General features: G+C 40.0%; 17 protein-coding genes and 1 riboswitch. Of the genes, 11 read left to right on the plus strand and 6 right to left on the minus strand.

The genetic code is table 11. The annotated features are described in order from the left end of the window. Nucleotides 1-53: 53 nt before the first annotated feature. The gene (argE, locus tag KG708_RS00230) at nt 54-1199 is read right to left on the minus strand and encodes an acetylornithine deacetylase (RefSeq protein ID WP_213607607.1); all 1146 of its coding nucleotides are present in this window, start codon (nt 1197-1199) and stop codon (nt 54-56) included. Nucleotides 1200-1420: 221 nt separating this feature from the next. Between argE and argC the strand changes: the two genes are divergently transcribed. From argC to KG708_RS00265, 7 genes are all read left to right on the plus strand, one after another. After that, nucleotides 1421-2434, plus strand: coding sequence for an N-acetyl-gamma-glutamyl-phosphate reductase (gene argC, locus KG708_RS00235; protein WP_213607608.1), 1014 nt, complete (start codon nt 1421-1423; stop codon nt 2432-2434). Further along, the gene (gene argB / locus KG708_RS00240; protein WP_096038244.1) at nt 2431-3198 is read left to right on the plus strand and encodes an acetylglutamate kinase; all 768 of its coding nucleotides are present in this window, start codon (nt 2431-2433) and stop codon (nt 3196-3198) included. Before argC ends, argB begins: the two co-directional genes overlap by 4 nt. Before the next feature lie 7 nt (nt 3199-3205). Next, the gene (locus KG708_RS00245) at nt 3206-4138 is read left to right on the plus strand and encodes an ornithine carbamoyltransferase (RefSeq protein WP_016900252.1); all 933 of its coding nucleotides are present in this window, start codon (nt 3206-3208) and stop codon (nt 4136-4138) included. Beyond that, entirely contained in the window at nt 4135-5337 is a 1203-nt protein-coding gene (locus tag KG708_RS00250; RefSeq protein ID WP_213607609.1) for an argininosuccinate synthase, read from the plus strand. The genes KG708_RS00245 and KG708_RS00250 overlap by 4 nt, the downstream gene beginning before the upstream one ends. A 52-nt stretch (nt 5338-5389) precedes the next feature. Then, a complete protein-coding gene (argH, locus tag KG708_RS00255; RefSeq protein WP_213607610.1) occupies nt 5390-7255 on the plus strand; it encodes an argininosuccinate lyase in 1866 nt (621 codons plus the stop codon). Between the two features lie 253 nt (nt 7256-7508). Further along, the gene (locus tag KG708_RS00260; RefSeq protein WP_213607611.1) at nt 7509-7706 is read left to right on the plus strand and encodes a hypothetical protein; all 198 of its coding nucleotides are present in this window, start codon (nt 7509-7511) and stop codon (nt 7704-7706) included. A gap of 15 nt (nt 7707-7721) precedes the next feature. Continuing rightward, the gene (locus tag KG708_RS00265; protein ID WP_213607612.1) at nt 7722-8255 is read left to right on the plus strand and encodes a hypothetical protein; all 534 of its coding nucleotides are present in this window, start codon (nt 7722-7724) and stop codon (nt 8253-8255) included. A 979-nt stretch (nt 8256-9234) separates the two neighbouring features. Here the strand turns inward: KG708_RS00265 and coaD are convergent. Next, entirely contained in the window at nt 9235-9726 is a 492-nt protein-coding gene (coaD, locus tag KG708_RS00270) for a pantetheine-phosphate adenylyltransferase (RefSeq protein WP_213607613.1), read from the minus strand. Between the two features lie 171 nt (nt 9727-9897). Between coaD and KG708_RS00275 the strand changes: the two genes are divergently transcribed. Together KG708_RS00275 and thiI are read left to right on the plus strand one after the other, a co-directional pair. After that, the gene (locus tag KG708_RS00275; protein WP_213607614.1) at nt 9898-10551 is read left to right on the plus strand and encodes a TetR/AcrR family transcriptional regulator; all 654 of its coding nucleotides are present in this window, start codon (nt 9898-9900) and stop codon (nt 10549-10551) included. Nucleotides 10552-10651: 100 nt separating this feature from the next. Further along, entirely contained in the window at nt 10652-12109 is a 1458-nt protein-coding gene (thiI, locus tag KG708_RS00280; protein WP_213607615.1) for a tRNA uracil 4-sulfurtransferase ThiI, read from the plus strand. A 20-nt stretch (nt 12110-12129) separates the two neighbouring features. Here thiI and KG708_RS00285 read toward each other — a convergent pair whose 3' ends face one another. Together KG708_RS00285 and KG708_RS00290 are read right to left on the minus strand one after the other, a co-directional pair. Next, on the minus strand, nt 12130-13032 hold the full coding sequence (locus KG708_RS00285) for a 2-dehydropantoate 2-reductase (RefSeq protein ID WP_213607616.1): 903 nt from the start codon (nt 13030-13032) through the stop codon (nt 12130-12132). Next, nucleotides 13025-13378: a VanZ family protein gene (locus KG708_RS00290; RefSeq protein ID WP_213607617.1), complete on the minus strand. Its 354-nt coding sequence runs from the start codon at nt 13376-13378 to the stop codon at nt 13025-13027. Before KG708_RS00290 ends, KG708_RS00285 begins: the two co-directional genes overlap by 8 nt. Before the next feature lie 150 nt (nt 13379-13528). Here KG708_RS00290 and KG708_RS00295 point away from each other — a divergent pair, with 150 nt between their 5' ends. Beyond that, nucleotides 13529-14011 carry a YajQ family cyclic di-GMP-binding protein gene (locus KG708_RS00295; protein WP_013464315.1) on the plus strand — a complete coding sequence of 161 codons (483 nt, stop codon included), beginning with the start codon at nt 13529-13531 and terminating at the stop codon, nt 14009-14011. A 225-nt stretch (nt 14012-14236) separates the two neighbouring features. Continuing rightward, nucleotides 14237-14400: riboswitch (cobalamin riboswitch) on the plus strand. Between the two features lie 36 nt (nt 14401-14436). After that, nucleotides 14437-16266, plus strand: coding sequence for a TonB-dependent receptor (locus KG708_RS00300; RefSeq protein WP_213607618.1), 1830 nt, complete (start codon nt 14437-14439; stop codon nt 16264-16266). Nucleotides 16267-16322: 56 nt separating this feature from the next. Here the strand turns inward: KG708_RS00300 and msrA are convergent, their stop codons facing one another. Both msrA and KG708_RS00310 read right to left on the minus strand, forming a co-directional pair. Next, on the minus strand, nt 16323-16859 hold the full coding sequence (msrA, locus tag KG708_RS00305) for a peptide-methionine (S)-S-oxide reductase MsrA (protein ID WP_213607619.1): 537 nt from the start codon (nt 16857-16859) through the stop codon (nt 16323-16325). 76 nt (nt 16860-16935) lie between these two features. Beyond that, nucleotides 16936-20034 carry an efflux RND transporter permease subunit gene (locus KG708_RS00310; RefSeq protein WP_213607620.1) on the minus strand — a complete coding sequence of 1033 codons (3099 nt, stop codon included), beginning with the start codon at nt 20032-20034 and terminating at the stop codon, nt 16936-16938. Nucleotide 20035 lies beyond the last annotated feature (1 nt).

The raw sequence follows: 20035 nt of genomic DNA on the forward strand, positions 1-20035 counted from the left end.
ATTACAAATGCAATGACAAAAAAGGCGCGATTAAGCGTCTTTTTTGTTACTGATTAAAAGCAACTCGCCTTTATAAGGTTGCTGATAATTTGTTGAGAAGGTTTGATTTTTTCCATTGCTAAAAACTCATCGGGCTGATGCGCTTGGTTAATAGAGCCTGGTCCCATTACGATGGTTTCACAACCGAGTTGCTGTATAAATGGCGCTTCGGTACAGTAATTAACAGCCACCGCTTTTTGCCCTGCTATATTTTCGGCTAATTTGACTAACGCGCTATCTGTGCTTCCCGTAAATGCTGGAATTGGCTCATGCAAATCAATTACGCTCACAGAGTTAGGGTATTGCTGGTTTATATCGTAGGTTGCATCAAGTACCAGTGCTTGAAGCTCTTGCACGCTTAAACCGGGAAGAGGGCGCATATCAATGTGCATTTCACAGCAGCCACAAATTCGGTTGGCATTGTCACCCCCATGAATATTGCCTAAGTTGAGTGTTGGATAAGGAATTTCAAAGTGATTTATTGAATATTTATTCTTAAGTTGTTCTTTTAAGATCAATAATTTTGTAATCACTTTATGCATTACTTCGATGGCATTAAGGCCCCGTTCGGGATCAGAGCTATGTCCTGAGCGACCAACGACTCTGATTGCTGTACTCATATGGCCTTTATGGGTAAATACCGGGGTCATATCAGTGGGTTCACCAATAATACAGCGGCTTGGCTTTAAATTTGGGTGTTTACAAATTTGCTGTGCGCCAGCCATAGTGGTTTCTTCATCGGCGGTCGCTAATATTAAAATAGGTTGAGTTTGTTGCTTTTCATCAAGCTCACTAATAGCTTGCAGTACAAAAGCAAAAAAGCCTTTCATATCAATACTGCCTAAACCATATAATTTGTTATCAAGTTCAGTTAATTTAAATGGGTTTTGATTCCAGCGGCTGTCATCAAACGGCACCGTATCGGTGTGCCCCGCAAGCATTAACCCGCCATCGCCTTGTCCGCGTTTTGCTAATAAGTTGTAGCGGCCTTTACCATCTTCTAACTCTATTATTTCACAGGTAAAACCTAAGCTTTCACACCACTGAGCGAGTAGTTCAATCACGCTTTTATTGCTCATACACAAATGCTCTTCAATAGCGCTAATAGAGGGGGCAGCAATCAATTGCTGATACATCGAGATAAATGACGGCAGAGACATAAAAAAATCCAAAATAAGTATTCAATTTAATTGCATAACAATATAAAAGTATTTATGATGAATATCAATTCACTTTTTAAGCATAAATATATTAAAGTTACGCCATGAAAATAATACGACGATAGTTATCACTCATTAATTTAATCAGTTTAGCTAGGTTGCAACCTAGTGTAAGTCAATAACATGGAATGTAGTCACTAATTTTAGATAAAGAGTAAATAATGAACGTAGTAATTATAGGTGCCAGCGGTTACAGCGGCGCAGAATTGGCTAGCTTAATTGCCAAACATCCAGCATTAACATTATCAGCATGTTATGTATCAGCGCAAAGCTTGGATAAACATAAACTGCTCAGTGAATTATACCCTGAGCACTTAGGGTTACTTGACTTACCTTTGCAACCACTTGATGAGAGTGCATTGAGTGATATAGCGCATTCAGCAGACTATGTGTGTTTATGCACTGACCATAAAGTAAGTGTTGATTTAGCCCCTCAGTTTTTAGCGATGGGCAAAAAGGTATTTGACTTGTCTGGTGGTTACCGTCTTGAAAGTAATGAAGATTACGTCACTTATTATGGTTTTGAACACCAGCATCCAGAGCTCCTCAATGAAGCTGCATATGGCCTTGCAGAGTGGAATAGTGAGGCCATTGCAAAGGCGCAGTTAGTCGCTGTAGCTGGCTGCTACCCAACTGCCGCATTAAACGCATTAAAGCCTCTTCAGCAAGCTGGGTTACTTAGTGATGAGCGGATTATTATTAATGCTGTATCGGGAGTAACTGGAGCAGGTCGTAAAGCAAGTATTGGCACGCATTTTTGCGAAGTATCGCTAGCTGCTTATGGTTTGTTTAACCATCGTCATGGGCCTGAGATACAGCAGTATCTTGGCCATAACGTGTTATTTACTCCTCATTTAGGTAATTTCCCGCGCGGTATTTTAGAAACCATTTATGTACAGCTAAAACCGGGTGTGACCAGTGAGCAAGTAACTAAAGCGTATCAAGTATTAGCAGATGAGCCGTTAATTCGATTGCTTGGTGGCAAAATTCCCTCCATTAAAGGGGTAGCAAAACAACCCTATGTTGATATTGCATGGCAGCAGCAAGACTCACAATTAATAGTAATGGCAGCGATTGACAATTTACTAAAAGGGGCGGCTGGTCAGGCTCTGCAATGTATTAATTTGTCAATGGGTTTGCCTCACACTACAGGTTTAGTAGGAGCGTTTAAATGAGCAGTAAAACGTGGGTTATTAAACTCGGTGGCGCAGTACTCAATACTGAAAATGCCGCTAAAGCGCTTTTTGAGGTTCTTAATGAGCAACATGATGCACAATTTGTCATTGTTCATGGCGGTGGCTCATTAGTTGACCATTGGCTAGCAGAAGCCGGTTTTGCCAGTGCTAAACACCAAGGTTTGCGTATCAGCCCTAAAGAACAGATGCCTTATATTGTAGGAGCATTAGCGGGAGCAGCAAACAAACAATTAATGGCGCAAGCAATGACTGCTGGGCACAAACCCGTTGGCTTGAGTTTATATGAAGCTGGAATAACAGCATCACAAAAATTAAAAGCGCTAGGGCAAGTAGGTCAATGCCATAGTAATGATGATTCTATTATTAATGAATTACTGAGTGGCGGGCGTTTACCTATAGTCAGCTCCATCGGTTTTGATGAGCAAGGGCTTTGGTACAACGTCAATGCTGACGAAGCAGCAGCCGCGATTGCGAGTAATTTAAACGCCGAACTTATTTTTATGACAGATGTAGAAGCGGTGCTTGATGTGAATAAGCATCCACTACATCAACTTGACACAAAACACATTGATACTTTAATTGCAGAGGGAGTAATTGTGGGCGGGATGGAGGTCAAAGTTAAGACCAGCCTTCACGCTGCCCAACATTTACGACGCGGTGTGTACATTTCCAGCTGGCAAAAGCCAGAAAATTTAACGGCTTTGCTGCAAGGCGAGCACGTCGGAACTAAAGTGACACCATAGGTTGAATATGTTTAAAGATTTTATAACGGGTCTAGAATTAGACCAACAAGGCGCCCTTAATTTATTAAAATTAGCGCAAGATATTAAAGAAAGCCCTGCAAAGTATAGCCAAGTGTTAGCTGGTAAGTCAGTGGTTACTCTGTTCGAAAAGCAAAGTTTACGTACGCGTTTATCGTTTGATATTGGTATAAACCGTTTAGGCGGTCATGCGGTTTATCTTGATCAACAAAACGGCGCGATGGGGGCACGTGAATCAATAAAAGATTTCGCCTTGAATATTTCAACTTGGGCTGATGGTATTGTTGCCCGGGTCAATCAGCACAGTACGTTAACTACCTTAGGTGAGTATTCGTCTGTTCCGGTGGTTAATAGTTTGTGTGATTTATATCACCCATGCCAAGCCTTAGCTGATTTTTTAACGCTTCAAGAAGTGCACGGTGATGTTAGTCAGCTAAAGTTGGCTTATTTAGGTGAAGGTAATAACGTAACGCATTCACTGATGCTACTTGCAGCAACTTTAGGGACTGATTTTGTTGCTGTGACGCCAAAAGGCAGTTCGCCCGATTCGCAAATTCTTAAAAAAGCGGAGCAAATTGCCGCAATGAATGGGGCGTCTGTGATGGTAAGTGACAGAGTTGAGGCTGCGGTAGGTGCTAACGCAGTTTACGCTGATACCTGGGTTTCTATGGGAGACACCACACCGCTTGAGCAAGTGAAAGAAAAATACATGCCTTATCAATTAAATCAGGCATTACTTAAAAAAACTGGGGCTACCACGGTATTACATTGCCAACCGGCACACCGTGAGTTTGAAATTACCTCTGAGGTAATGGATGGCCCCGCATCAAAAATTATTCAACAAGCAGAAAATCGTATGCATGCGCAAAATGCTCTGCTCGTTACATTATTAAATCCAAATTTTGTTAAGGAACACCTATGAGTTCAATTAAAAAAGTCGTTTTAGCCTATTCAGGTGGTCTTGATACATCGGCTATCGTGCCATGGTTAAAAGAAAACTACGGCTGTGAAGTTATTGCCTTTGTGGCCGATGTTGGCCAAGGCGCAGAAGAACTTGAAAGCGTAGAAGCGAAAGCCATTGCATCGGGTGCATCTGAATGTTACGTAGTTGATTTGAAAGATGAAATGGTAAGTGATTACATTTACCCAACACTTAAAACAGGCTCTATATACGAAGGGACCTACTTACTAGGTACTTCTATGGCACGTCCAATCATCGCCAAAGCCCAAGTTGAAATTGCCCGTAAAGTGGGGGCAGATGCACTTTCTCATGGCTGTACGGGTAAAGGTAACGACCAAGTACGTTTTGAGTCATGTTTTGCAGCACTGGCTCCTGATTTAAAGGTGATTGCGCCATGGCGTGAGTGGGATTTATCAAGTCGTGAATCATTGCTTGATTACCTAGCCGAGCGTGATATTCCGTGTTCTGCATCAGCAACTAAAATTTACAGTCGTGATGCTAACGCATGGCATATCTCCCACGAAGGCGGCGAGCTTGAAGACCCTTGGTGTGAGCCAAGTGAGCAAGTATGGACCTGGACTAATTCACCAGAGCAAGCGCCCGATAAAGCTGAACATGTCACTTTATCAGTTGTAGAAGGTGAAGTGGTTGCTGTAAACGGCGAACAATTAAAGCCTTACGACTGTTTAGTTAAACTAAACGACATTGCAGCTCCGCATGGTATTGGTCGTGTTGATATTGTAGAAAACCGTTTAGTGGGTATGAAATCACGCGGTTGTTACGAAACACCAGGCGGTACAGTGATTATGGCGGCGCTTCAAGCAATTGATGAGCTCGTACTTGATAAATCAAGCCGTAAATGGAAAGAGGTACTCGGTGGTGAATTTTCGCATTTAGTCTACGACGGTCGTTGGTTTACGCCGCTTAAAGATTCTATTTTAGCCGGTGCAGAAGCGCTTTCTACGTTAGCGACAGGTGAAGTGGTACTTAAACTTTATAAAGGGCAAGTAACAGCGGTTCAGAAAAAATCACCTAACAGTTTATACAGCGAAGATTTTGCTACTTTTGGTGAAGACGATGTTTATGACCAATCGCACGCAGAAGGCTTTATTCGTTTATTCTCACTATCAAGCAGAATTTCAGCATTAACTAAAAAGTAATTTTTTATGCCCCTTGGAATTAAGGGGCTATTATCGGGTTTGGAGAGATTTCATGGCATTATGGGGCGGGCGTTTTTCTACGGGTCCAGATGAAGCGTTTAAACAATTTAACGATTCACTTCCCTTCGATTATCAATTAGCAGAGCAAGATATTATTGGCTCTGTTGCATGGGCTGGCGCACTTGAACAAGTCAACGTGTTATCTAATGACGAACACCAAAAGCTGGTATCGGCATTATATGAATTACTTGAAGAGGTAAAAGCAGATCCACACGCTGTTGCCACCTCAGGTGCTGAGGATATTCACTCGCATGTTGAAGCCGCGCTAATTGAAAAAGTGGGTGATTTAGCTAAAAAATTACACACAGGCCGAAGCCGTAACGACCAAGTTGCTACTGACTTTAGATTATGGTGTCGCGATACTGCCGATCATATCTTAAAAGCGATTGCACAACTAAAAGCTGAATTTATTAGCTTAGCTGAACGTGAGCTTGGCACAATATTGCCAGGATACACGCACTTACAGCGTGCACAGCCGGTGTTATTTAGTCACTGGTGTATGGCTTATGTAGAAATGTTAGAGCGTGATGAAAGCCGGTTGCAAGATGCCCAATCACGAATGAACTATTGTCCACTCGGCAGTGGCGCTCTTGCGGGAACTGCCTATCCGATTGACCGTCACGCACTTGCACAAGGGTTAGGGTTTACAGGCGCGACTAAAAACAGCCTTGATGGTGTATCTGATCGTGACTTTGTGGTTGAGCTATTAAGCTGTGCGTCTATCTCTATGATCCACTTATCGCGCATGTCTGAAGACTTGATTTTTTATAACTCAGGAGAAGCTGGGTTTATCGAACTGGCTGATAATGTTACATCGGGCTCATCTTTGATGCCGCAGAAAAAGAACCCAGATGCATTAGAGCTTATTCGTGGTAAAACAGGGCGGGTATTTGGTGCGTTTAGTGCAATGATGATGACGCTAAAAGCCCTGCCGCTTGCCTACAATAAAGACATGCAAGAAGATAAAGAAGGCATTTTTGACGCTATGCCAACGTGGCTTGCGTGTATTCATATGGCACAAGCGTGTATTAAAGGCATAAAAGTTAACGCAGACAAAACCTTAGCAGCGGCAAAAGGTGGCCACGCCAATGCAACAGAACTTGCCGACTACCTAGTAGCGAAAGGTATTCCTTTTAGAGAAGGACACCACATTGTTGGTGTTTTGGTACAGCTAGCCATTAGTGAAGGTAAAACGTTAGAGGAGCTTTCACTTGAGCAGTATAAATCAGTAAACCCCGTGTTTGAAGATGATGTGTATCCGGTACTTGAAATTGATGCCTGTATTAAAGCACGTCAAGCACTTGGCGGAACCTCATTAGAACAAGTAAGTAAAGCGGTGAAAGACGCGAAAAAAAAACAGCAAATAACAGTTCGTGATGCAAACCTAGATGACGTGGAAGCAATCGCTAAACTCGTGCAACACTGGGCAACAGTCGGCGAAAACTTACCGCGTGCTAAAAGTGATATGGTGCACTCAATTAATGAGTTTGCTGTAACCGAGATAAACGGTCAGGTTTCGGGCTGTGCGTCATTGTACATTTACGATACAGGTTTAGCTGAAATACGCTCCTTAGGAATTGACCCAAAAAGCGCAGTAACAGGGCAAGGGCGTGAGCTGGTAGAACATTTATTAGTAAAAGCCAAAAAATTGGCACTCAATCGTGTCATTGTTCTGACTCGTGTACCTGACTTTTTCGAAAATCAGCGGTTTAGTTTCTGTAGCAAAGAGAGTCTACCTGAAAAAGTAATGAAAGATTGCGAGCTCTGTTTACGAAAAGAAAACTGTGATGAGGTCGCGATGGAATACATTTTAAAGCCAAGTAACAACATGGCGATCCCTTGTAAAAACGTAGCTTGAGCTTCCCTAGAATGAAAAAACGCACGGTGATCCCGCTGCGTTTTTTTTGAGCGGTATAAAGTGATTATTTAAATAAGTTGATTGTTAATTTAAAGTTGGCATATCGGTTGCATTTACTATTTAGGTAACGTGTTGTTATGTTAATAAACTAACATAAGCAATACATTGCAGCAGTTATTTAGTAACTGCTTCAGGTGGTGTGATTTAAATTTGCGCCAATAATAAAATTTAATACTTAATAAGGATTAATCACATGCAAATTTCAGCTAATAGCCAAGTACAAATGCAAGCATACAATAAAACGCAACAATTAAAGCCTGCAATGGAACAAACTGCTAGCCCTAAAACCCTACAATCTGATACAGTTAGTATCTCTCAAGAAGCGATGGCAGCCGCAAGCGGTGCAGAGCTTCAGCGTGGTGGAATAATTTTGCCTACCAGACCTAAGTAATAATAAAGGTTATGAATGTTTTTAACTGAATTTTTTGGTTTTTTTTCGCTATCAGCCCTAGTAATGTGGGGATTTCTGATGGCGTTCTTCTTTAATTTATTCGTATACAGTCTTGGCGTAAAACGCAATACAACCTTATTGCTCAGTTCTTTTATTTTATTTATTTCATACTCATCTTCAGACTACTTCTTAACATGGTTGTCGATTTATAAAATTACTTATTTGGATTGGGCTTTATATGATTTAGCGACTCTTATAGCACTCGCTATTGCTTATAAATTGATAAAGAAAACTACACCATCATTTTTTTACCTTGTACTCGGCCTTTCAATAAATATGAACTTATTATTTTTCATGTATGTCGACGTTTTTATAAACAACAATAACACACCTTGGTTTTTCTGGGATATATACACTTTTGGTGTTACTAGTATTGATTTTGTCATGATTGTAGCATTGATAGTGGATAGAGATTTTTTAGGTATACACAAACTTAAAAATAAAGTTTTTGGTCAATCTAATATAAATACTGAAAACCACTTTTCATAATCATGTGCAACAGCTTCATTTTTATCGAGTATGTGAGTATATTCAAACAGAAAGGCTTTTGATGGTATTTCTCTATTGTTTAGTTGGTAAGTATTAATAAGCCACATAACCTCCCCTGTATTTAGCTGCAATAATGCTGTGCTCATATGTATTAAGTGATTAGGTAACTATTATTTTTGCTACTAAAAGGTCAATAGTCACTTTTCTATTTACATATTCTATAGTTATAGATTTAATTATCAATAGGTTACTAGTTAGTCGTGTTTACTATAATTTATACCTTTTTTAAATACGTAAATATGCTGTATTTAGGATTTTATCTTGTCTGCGTTAACGCGGTTCATTTATTAATGATATTTTATTTGGTGATACGTATAAAACTTATCAATATAGAGCAATATGTAGTAAATTTTAGGTTAAGAGATAAAAGAGATATTTTAAATGGATGACTTCTTGCTTAACCCATATGTATCTCTTTATATAGGCGCATTTGTTCAATGGAGTTTTTTAATGGCTTTTTTATACTCATTAGTAACGAGTATTAATAACCCTAAAAAAGAGGCTTTATGGTTATCGTTAATAATGTCAATTTCATACTCTTCAAGCATGTTTATTGATATTCAAAATATTTCTTATATACAACTTTTTTTTTCTGACTTAATAACGTTTCTTGCTATTCTGATTGTAAGTAACTTTCTTACGAAAAACATTTTTTCTACTTATTTATTGTTAGGACTAAGTATTAATTCATTGCTATTTTTTTGCATGCATCTAGATGTATCGGTTTTTAATAACAGCACACCATGGTGGTTCTGGTCGTTTTATTCTTTAGGGATTAACTTGATTGATTTTATAATGATATTGGTATTATTCATTAATAAAGATTTCTTGGGCTTAGTTAGGCTTAAAAAAGCTTTTTTTCAGTGAGATAAAAATAACCTAGCGCAATGTAATTAAACGATACGCTAGGCAGGTATGTTTAATGCTTGGTTTTCCCGAGTCTTGATTGCAATGCTTTCATTACTGTGATGTCTACAAACTCACTAACATCACCGTTATGGCGTGCAACTTCCTTTACTAACGTTGATGATATAAAGGTATTACGCTCGGCAGGTGTTAAAAATACGCTTTCTAAATCAGGGTTTAAACGGCGGTTCATGTTCGCTAGTTGAAACTCATAATCAAAATCAGATACAGCTCTTATACCTCTAATCAACACATTCGCGTTATGGTCGCGAGCCAGATCGGCGAGCAGGCCTGAAAAGCCAATTACTTTTACGTTATGTAAATGCTTTAATATAGTATTAGCTAAGTCCACGCGCTCATCTAAGGTAAAACAAGGCTTTTTACTTGGGTTATGAGCAATAGCAACAATAACGGTATCGAACATTTTAGCCGCACGCTGAATTAAATCAGTGTGGCCATTGGTAAGGGGATCAAATGTGCCTGGGTAGATTGCGGTCACTTTCATAATAGTTACTGTGTTATTATTTTTAGCCGTAGTGTAGCAGTGTTTAGTGCGCAAAGCAGCATTGTGAGTAAATTGTGAAAAAGCTAGAGTGTTTTAACGCTGACTATTTGTTTATACTAGGCGGATTATTTTAATGCAGCATCGTATTTTCGAAAATTGAGTAATGAGTATATGAGTACCAAGGATAAGATAATTCAAACCAGTATTTCATTGTTTAATGAGCATGGTGAAAGAGCAATATCTACTAATCATATTGCTTCGAGCTTAGGTATGAGTCCTGGGAATCTTTACTATCACTTTAAGAATAAAGAAGACATTATTCGTCATATTTTTGTGCTTTACCGTGATCATTTAAGCACCCACTTTAAACCAATAAATAAAGGCGATGATGCCTTTAGCCATTTAACTGCGTATTTAGACTCATTGTTTGAATTAATGTGGCGTTACCATTTTTTTTACGACAATCTTGGTGATATTCTCGCTCGCGATAGTCATTTAAAACAAGGGTATATTGATTTTCAACAAGAGCTACTAGAACAGGTACGCGCTATTATTCTTGGTTTACGTGATAGTGAGATTATTGCTATAGATGAACTAGATGCCATTGAACTTGCTCATACTTTAAAATTAACGGTCAGTTTTTGGACTCCCTACATGAAAACGAGAAGATTAAGTGGTGTACTGGTTGAACAAGATATTTATCCGGGCATAGTAAAAGTACTGACATTATTTAAAGCCTACAGCACAGAAAAAAGCGCACATAAAATTAATCAGTTAAGAGAAAAATATTTACATTTGGCCAATACAGAACCTCTTAGTCATTAAGCTCTTCGAGCTGGTTAGTTCCTAGGCGTTAAATTTTTTGCTATAATCCGCCGCGCCCAATGCCTGGGTGCGCGAATCCCCGCAGTCTAAGAGTTGAATTATGCTTAAATTTATCGTCAAACTACACCCTGAAATAGCCATTAAAAGCCGTTCAGTCCGTAAACGCTTTACCAAAGTGTTAGAAAATAACATTAAAATTGTATTGCGTCGTGTTGACGAAAAAGTACAAGTACGTAATAACTGGGATAATATTTCAGTTGTAACAAAACTGGACGATGCTCAAACTCGCCTTGATTTTATCGATAGTTTGCAGCGCATTCCTGGTATTGTTCAGTTTATTGAAGTAACTGAAACAGACTTTAAAACCCTTGATGATATTTATCAAAAAACCATTGAGTTAGTAGGTAACACCATCATTGGTAAAACCTTTTGTGTGCGTGCTAAGCGCATAGGCCAACATGACTTTACTTCAACTGAACTGGAGCGCTACGTAGGTGGCGGGCTTAACCAACATGTTGAAGGGGCCCGAGTAAAACTAAGCCGCCCAGAGGTAACGATTCGTTTAGAAATTAAAGACGAAAAAGCTTACATAGTAACGCAAACCCATTTAGGGATGGCAGGCTTTCCGCTGCCAACACAAGACGATGTATTATCGCTTATGTCTGGTGGTTTTGATTCGGGCGTTGCGAGTTATCAAATGATCCGTAAAGGTGCTCGTACGCACTTTTTATTTTTTAACTTAGGTGGCGCTGCCCATGAAATTGGGGTTAAACAAGCGAGTTACTATCTTTGGAAACAATACAGTTCAACCCATAAAGTTAAGTTTATTACCGTTGATTTTGAGCCTGTGGTGGCTGAGATTTTAGAAAACGTTGAAAACAGCCAAATGGGTGTGGTGCTTAAACGCATGATGATGCGTGCCGGAAGTACCGTTGCTGAAAAACTAAATATTCAAGCATTAGTGACGGGTGAAAGTATAGGTCAGGTATCCAGCCAAACGTTAGCTAATTTAAGCGTGATTGACCGCGTAACCGACACACTGATTTTACGCCCACTTATCCAACATGATAAGCAAGAGATCATTAACATAGCGCGCCAAATAGGCACTGCAGAAATGGCAGAGACGATGCCTGAATACTGTGGTGTGATCTCTAAAAAGCCGACGGTTAAGGCAAAAATTGAAGTAATTAAAGCAGAAGAAGAGAAATTTGATTTTGATGTTTTAGATACCGTAATCGATAACGCCCGTGTTATGGATATACGCGATATCGATGTTGAAGCTAAGCAAGAGCTTAAAGAAGCCGAATCAGTAACACAACTACCTGAAGAGGCCGTTGTTGTTGATATTCGATCGCCTGAAGAAGAAGATGCGGCACCGCTTGAAATTGACGGCATTGACGTTATCCACTTACCGTTTTTCCGCTTAGCAACAAAGTTTGGCGATTTACCAAAAGATAAGGATTACTATTTATACTGTCAAAGAGGGGTTATGAGCCAATTACAGGCGCTTATCCTCCATGAAGCAGGTTTTACAAGGGTTAAAGTTTATCGTCCTTGAGGCATAATAGATGCGCGGATTTAATCCGCGCTTTTTTTTGCCAAAATTTCAACAAGTAAGGCATCGTTATACGGGGTCGCAATATTATGCTTTTTACCTTGCTCACTAATATAGCCACAAATTGCCACGATCTCAGTTTGCCTATTATGCATGACATCTTGATGCATAGATGAGTAATTTTCGGCAGTTAAACTCATTACCTTGTAGGCGCGCTCTAGGGCATCAATAAGCTTAATATTAAGTTTAAGCGCGGTTGCAATATGGCAAGCCTCAGTTAATAAATTAAAAATTGCACTACTGTATTGCGGTGCGCGCAGTTGCCCATTTTTTATATTATGGTGAGCGGTCAAAGGATTTATAGCAATATTAACCAGCAACTTTTCAAACCGAAGTTGTTCAATGTGATTACTAATAATTAATTGTGGGATGGCTTTAAATACAGTGCTGAGCGTTTGGCTATTTTTAACTGCTAAGGGAGTGCAGCCACCGAGTACACTTTGCCCATGGCCAGTATGTTGCACAATATTAGGGTTAGACTTAAATCCCGCCATACTGGTGGTTAAAAAATACAGCGTTTGTTGTTCTTTAAGTTGTGCAGTTAACTGTTCAATATTACCCATGCCATTATGACTAAGAATGATATGGGTATTATTACCCAAATAGGGTTTTACTTGTGTAAATACTTGCTGCACGGCAAAGGCTTTTACCGTAAATAAAACGATGTTAAATTTAGGCGTTTGAGATAACTGCTCGTGTGAGATAAAAGTGGCGTTAATCTTTTTAGATACGGCGTTACCTTGCCTATAAAAGCGAGTGTTTACAGTGCCTTTTCGGGTAAGTACATAAACAGTGTGATGTTTTGCTAAAAAGTAGCTAAATAACAAGCCAATAGCGCCATCACCCACAACCAGAATATTAGTCATGGTGTTTCTTTTTACCAAGTGCTAACAAGGCTTTAGCTAAAAAGTAGCTAGCAGCGCCTAAAAAATCAGCAATAAAATCGCCCAATGATGCTTGTCTGTAGGGTAGGGTATCTTGCATAATTTCTATTGCTGCGCCATAACCTGCAAGTAACAGTATTTGTGAATATAAGGGCAGTTTAAACGCTTTATCCATAATAATGGCAAGTAAAAAGAAAATGCCAAAATGAGCCACTTTATCAACATGTGGAAATAAGTTAGTTACACCGCCCTTAATTTCTTTTACGAATAAAAAAGTAAATGCCACAATACAAATTAAAAAAACTGCTTGGTAAACACGCCTCGTCACGAAAACACCTAAAATCGTATAAAAAGAAGCTTAAGTATATCAAACTAAATTAGTATCGCACCTGAACAAGATGCAGAAAAATGTAAAGATTTATCATTTTAACGTTATAATTGGCGCATAAAATTAAGATTAGATAGTTAGGAGAACGCTATGCCTTCATTTGATATTGTATCTGAAGTAGAAATGAACGAAGCAAAAAACGCGGTTGATAACGCCAACCGTGAACTAGAAACGCGCTTTGATTTTAGAGGCGTTGATGCCTCAATAGAGCTAAACGATAAAACTATTAAATTAAAAGCTGAAGCTGATGCTCAGGTTATGCAGTTATTTGATATTTTAGCGAGCAAAATCTCTAAGCGTGGGATGGATGTTGCAAGCTTAGAGCTACAAGATATTTCTCGCGCAGGAAAAAATGTTTTTCGTAACGTTGCACTTAAACAGGGTATCGAAAAAGACATGGCTAAAAAAGTAGTAAAAGCCATTAAAGACTCTAAAGTAAAAGTACAAGCGGCCATTCAAGGTGAAGAAGTTCGCGTAACAGGTAAAAAGCGTGATGACTTACAAGCGGCTATGCAAGTTGTGCGCACGGCAGATTTAGGTCAACCATTTCAGTTTAAAAACTTCCGCGATTAATTTATTGCCTCGAGCTTTGCACTATAGATGCTAAGTTCAAAGGAACATGTATAAAGCCAAGCACGTAATATTGTTTGGCTTTTTTATTTTTAAATTTATGATAATTATCGAACCCCGAACCCCGAACCCCGAACCCCGAACCCCGAACCCCGAACTTATAGATGTTTAGACGTCCGTTGACTTTTTAAAGTAAACAGATAACAATAACAGCCTATTTTCAAGGTGCTTGCTAAACACTTCAATGGTGTGATTTTTTTAGTAGGATAATCGGGAAGTTGGTGCGTTTTCATTGATGAAGTCAATCCCAACACTGCCCCCGCAACGGTAAAGTTATGCTGTTTAACTATGGCAACTGAGTCCGGAGACCGGCCTTGATGTAATCTTACTTACTAACATCTTTGCGGTGGGCAAAGATAGGGGACATGATGTTAAATAAAACCGCACTGGGTGTGGCCATTTCGGCTGCACTGTCTTTTTCTGCATCTGCTGCAGAACAATCAATCGAAACAATAACCGTAACCGCTAATAAGTTCGAACAACCACTCAATAATGTACTTTCCAGTGTTAATGTTATTAAACGCAGTGATATTGAGCAAGGTAACTACCGAGATTTGCCCACACTTTTAAGTACTCAGGTAGGCTTTCAAATAAACTCAAATGGCGGCTTTGGTCAAAACGCTGGTGTGTCGCTGCGTGGCACAGGCTCTGGTGATACGTTGATTTTGATTGATGGTGTTCGTACCGGCTCTGCAACGCTTGGCCAAAAAGCATTGAGTAACGTGCCTTTAAATAGTATTGAACGCATTGAAATAATTAAAGGATCGCGTGCCGCTGTCTACGGCTCTGATGCACTTGCTGGTGTTATTAACATTATTACGCGTGAGTCAGATAACCTTTCTGTTAGTGCAACATTTGGTTCTGACGCTTACCAAGATTATCAACTGGCAGGCTCTGTAAAGTCAGGCGATATGAAGAGTGCATTTAATGCAGGCTTTGAAAAAACAGATGGTTTTGATGTATTGCAAGGTGTAGCGCCAGATGAAGATGGTTATGAGAACAAAAACCTTGGTTTTAAAGTAAATTTTAATGATGCACATTACGGTAATTTTAAGTTATTAGGTCAATACAATGAAGGCTTTGCTGATTACGATAGTCGCTTTAGTCCGGCCGATAGCACCATTGAGCGCAATGACTTTAAAAATTATCAATTGTCTGCTGGTTGGAATAAAAACTATAAAAATCAGTCTCACAGTGTTGATATTGCACTTGTAACTGATGACTCAGATAACACTTATGTTAATTTTTCTACTGGTCTACCAGTGACAAGTACGTTTATAACTAAGCGCACTCAAATTGATTACAATGGCCAATATCGTTTAGATGATACTTTAAATATTAGTGGCGGTATTAACTGGTATAAAGACGATGTGTCGCGCAGCTCTCAAGTATTTACTGAAGATAGCCGTGACGTGCTTGCAGTATTTGTAGGTGCCTACTACGATACAGATAGGGTACTTGCTAATCTAACTGTTCGCCAAGATGATGATGAACAGTTTGGTGATGAAACAACGTATACTGCGGCAGCGGGATATCATTTATCGAGTAATGCAACAGTGCGTTTAAGCCAAAGCACAGGATTTAAAGCGCCTACCTTTAACGATTTATACGACCCTGATTTTGGTAACCCTAATTTACAACCAGAAAAGTCCGTTAACCGTGAGCTTGGCTTAAATGTAGGTTTTGATATTGCGCAAGTTGATGTCGCTATTTTTAGAAACGACATTGAGGATAAAATTGATTCTGATGCAAACTTTGCATTAGCTAATATTGACGAGGCTCGCTTTGAAGGAGTTGAGTTAAGTCTTTCTCAACAGATTTTTGGCTTTGATAGTCACCTTAATTTTGCATATTTAAGTGCGCAGAACAAAGAAACAGGTGCACAGTTGCGTAATGTTGCCAAGCGTACAGTTAATTGGGAGCTTAAAAAACAGTTTGGTGACTTTGATGCACGTATCGATATGCAGTATCGCAGCGATCGTCAAGGTGCACAAACCCGCTTAGGCTCTTACACACTATGGAATTTAGCGGGTAACTATCAAGTTAATCAACATATTGAAGTATCGCTTCGCGTAGAAAATCTGTTCGATAAACAGTACAACGCCGTTGATTCACATGTAAGTTCCACAACAGCTCAAGCATATTACTATAACACACCAGAACGCCGCTTTTTTGTCGGTGTAAGTTATGAGTTTTAATGACTGAATTAGTTCGTATAATCAAAGCCCGAATTTAAATCGGGCTTTTTAATGTGTTATTCAGTTAAAAACTCGTTAAACTCAGTTTCAAACTTATGTAATTTGGGCGCAATTAACATACTGCAATACCCTTGCTCAGGATTTTCAGTGTAATAGTCCTGATGGTAGTGCTCTGCGGGGTAAAAAGTGGTTGCTGGGCTTATCTCTGTCACTATGGGTTCGCTAACATGAGTTTGCAGCTCTGCAATAGCAGCCTGTGTTTGCGCTTGTTGTTGCTCATTATGATAATACACAACGCTGCGGTATTGAGTGCCTATATCGTTACCTTGGCGGTTTAATTGCGTGGCATCATGTAGAGTAAAAAACATCGCGAGTAAGGTTTCATAGCTTATCACATTGGAGTCAAATTCAACCCTAACCACCTCAGCGTGCCCGCTAGTACCAGAGCAGACCGATTTATAAGTCGGGTGCTCAGTTTGCCCACCTGTGTACCCAGAGCAAACACTGAGTACACCTTTAACACGCCTAAATGCTGCGTCAATACACCAAAAACAGCCGCCGCCGAGTGTCGCTACTTCTATGGTCGAACTCATAAGTATTTCCTCAATTTTTAGGGATATGTGCGCTGAATAAAGCGCCGTAACAGTCCGTTACGACGCCCAAGATAGCTTAGATCTCTTTAAGCGGTTTTTCAGCGGCTTGCTGATCAAGTTTTTGCTGTAAAAACTCTGGCGATTGTGTATTACGTGCTAGTGCATAATAAGCCGCGGGTACTACAAATAGTGTTAATATAGTGGCTACCGTTACTCCAGTAAACACCACCACACCAATAACCATTCTGCTTTCTGAGCCTGGGCCTGAAGCCAATACTAAAGGTACAGCACTCATAACCGTTGTTAGGGAGGTCATAATAATAGGGCGCAAGCGCTGTGTAGCCGCTTGTAAAATGGCCTCACTAAACTCTACACCTTTATCACGTAACTGGTTGGTAAATTCAACAATGAGTATACCGTTTTTAGCACTTAACCCAATGAGCATTACAATGCCTATTTGACTGTATATATTAAGCGTTAACCCCATGCTCCACAGGCCAAACATGGCCCCCATTAAACCAAGTGGCACAGTTAGCATAATAACAAGTGGATGCATAAAACTTTCAAACTGCGCTGCCAGCACTAAGAAGGTTACGGTCAGTGCTAGCACAAACACATAGGTCATGGCTGAGGCTCCTTCATAAAACAATTGCGACTCACCTTTGTAGTCAATGGCACCATCAATGTCGTTTTCCTCTGTGGCAACCTTGTTTAAAAAGTTGAGTGCTTGTTCTAGGGTGTACCCTTCAGCTAGATTAGCGCTTAAAGTGATTGCACGCATACGGTTATAACGGTTTAAACGTGAAGCGGTGGCTTCTTCTTTTAAGCTAATAAGGCTATCAAGAGGAACAAGCTCATCACTTCGTGATTTTAAATATATATTTGAAATATCAGTTGGGTTTGCAAAGTCCTCTTTTGTCCCTTTTAAAATTACATCGTATTCTTCACCGCGGTCAATAAAAGTAGTAACACGACGCTGACCAAGCATGGTCTCGAGAGTGCGTCCTACATCAGAGACGGATACCCCTAAATCGGCAGCTTTGTTTTTATCAATGCTGACTAAAAACTGTGGGAAGGTTTCTTTATAATCATGATCAATACGCACTAATCCAGGGTTTTTTTCAGCGCGTTTAATAATTCTATCTCGCCAATCGGCAAGTTGAGCATAATCATTACCTTGCAAAACAAATTCAATAGGGCGAGATGAACCACCTCCGCCAATACCACGGCGCATAATAGCAAATGCACGAACGTCGGTGACCTCTTGCATTTTGCCGCTTATTTCATCCATGACTTCCCATGTTGAGCGTTTACGTTTATCCCAATCAGCCATGCCAACAATGGCTACGCCGCCACTTCCCCCCCAGCCTGGCACGCGAACGAGCACTCGGCTCAGTTCGCCAGATTCTGAATAAGGTAATAAGTGTTCTTCAATTTTTGCCATATTAGCGGCGTTGTTTTCATAGCTTGCCCCTTCAGGGCCGTTCATAAGGACAAAGAAGGTGCCACGGTCTTCTTTTGGCGTGAGCTCTGAGGGTATTTGTAAAAACAATGAATAACTAACAAACCCAGCTAACACTAAGCTAAGCATTAATCCCCATTTACGGGTCATGTTTGACGCTAACGTGTTCCGGTATCCATTTTCTAATTTAGTAAAAAAGCGATCCATTGCTTGGCTAAATTTACTTTCTTTTTCAGATGCTTTTAACACTTTTGAACACAATGCAGGGGAGAGCGTTAACGCAGTGATACTTGAGAAAAACACCGCAGCACTCACCGCCATAGCAAACTCTGTAAATAGCGCGCCTATTCGTCCATCCATAAACACGAGAGGAACAAATACTGAAATAAGCACTAAGGTGGTGGCTATAATTGCAAAGCCCACTTCACGAGCACCGCGATAAGCTGCCAATAACGGTGGTTCGCCAAGCTCTATTCGACGGTGAATGTTCTCTAGCATTACAATGGCATCATCTACCACTAAGCCTATTGCTAATACCAGTGCTAGTAGCGTTAATAAGTTAATTGAATAACCCATAGCTAATAAAAACATAAAACTACTGACTAGGGCGACAGGTACGGTGATCGCGGGAATAAGAGTGGCGCGAATGTTACCTAAAAATATAAAGATAATTAGTACCACTAATCCCATAGAAATTGCTAAGGTTTTATATACTTCGTTAATTGACTCTTTAATAAATACTGAGGAGTCATAACTGTCTTCTATGGTAGTGCCTTCTGGTAAATTGCGCTTTATTTTTTCCAGTTCACTACGGGCGTTATCAACTACAGTTAGCGTATTGGCTTTGGCTTGCTTAACAATACCCATACCAATCATATTACGGCCATTACCTCGGAATAAACTTTCATCATCGGCGGCTTCGAGTTTTACGTCAGCGACTTCCCCCAAACGCACTAAATAACCATCTTCGCCTCGTTTAATAACTAGGTTTTGAAAATCACGTTGGTTTTTATAACTGCGAGCAGTGCGAACGGTAAAGTCACGATCGACGGATTCAATTTCACCGGCCGGAAGTTCTACATTTTCACTACGCAGTGTTTGTTCTATATCATTAGAGGTTATACCACGGGCAGCCATTGCTTGGCGGTTGAGCCATACTTTCATAGCGTATTTTCGCTCACCGCCAATGCGCACATTGGATACGCCATCAACAACCGCTAAACGGTCAACAATAAAGCGCTGTGCATAATCGGAAAGTTGTAACGAGTCCATGGTTTCACTATTAAGTACAAACCACGCGATTGGGCTGTCATCACTATCTGATTTTGATACTTCAGGAGGACGCACTTGTTCGGGAAGGCTATCAAGTGCACGCGCTACACGTTCACGCACATCATTAGAGGCGGCATCTATGTCACGGTTAATATTAAACTCAATAGTAATATTTGAGCGGCCATTACGACTCGATGAGTTAATACTTTTAATCCCTTCAATACCGGAAATGCGGTTTTCGATGACTTGCGTTATTTTAGTTTCAATAATCTCTGCAGATGCACCGGTATATTCAGTACTAATATTGACAATCGGTGTTTCAATATCAGGATACTCACGCAGTGGCAGCATGCTAAAGGCAACCAAGCCAAAAGTGAGCAATAGTAAGTTAATAACAATCGCAAAAACGGGGCGTTTGACGCTAGTATCGGTAATTTTCACG

The organism is Pseudoalteromonas sp., assembly GCF_018402495.1.
GTDB lineage: Bacteria > Pseudomonadota > Gammaproteobacteria > Enterobacterales > Alteromonadaceae > Pseudoalteromonas.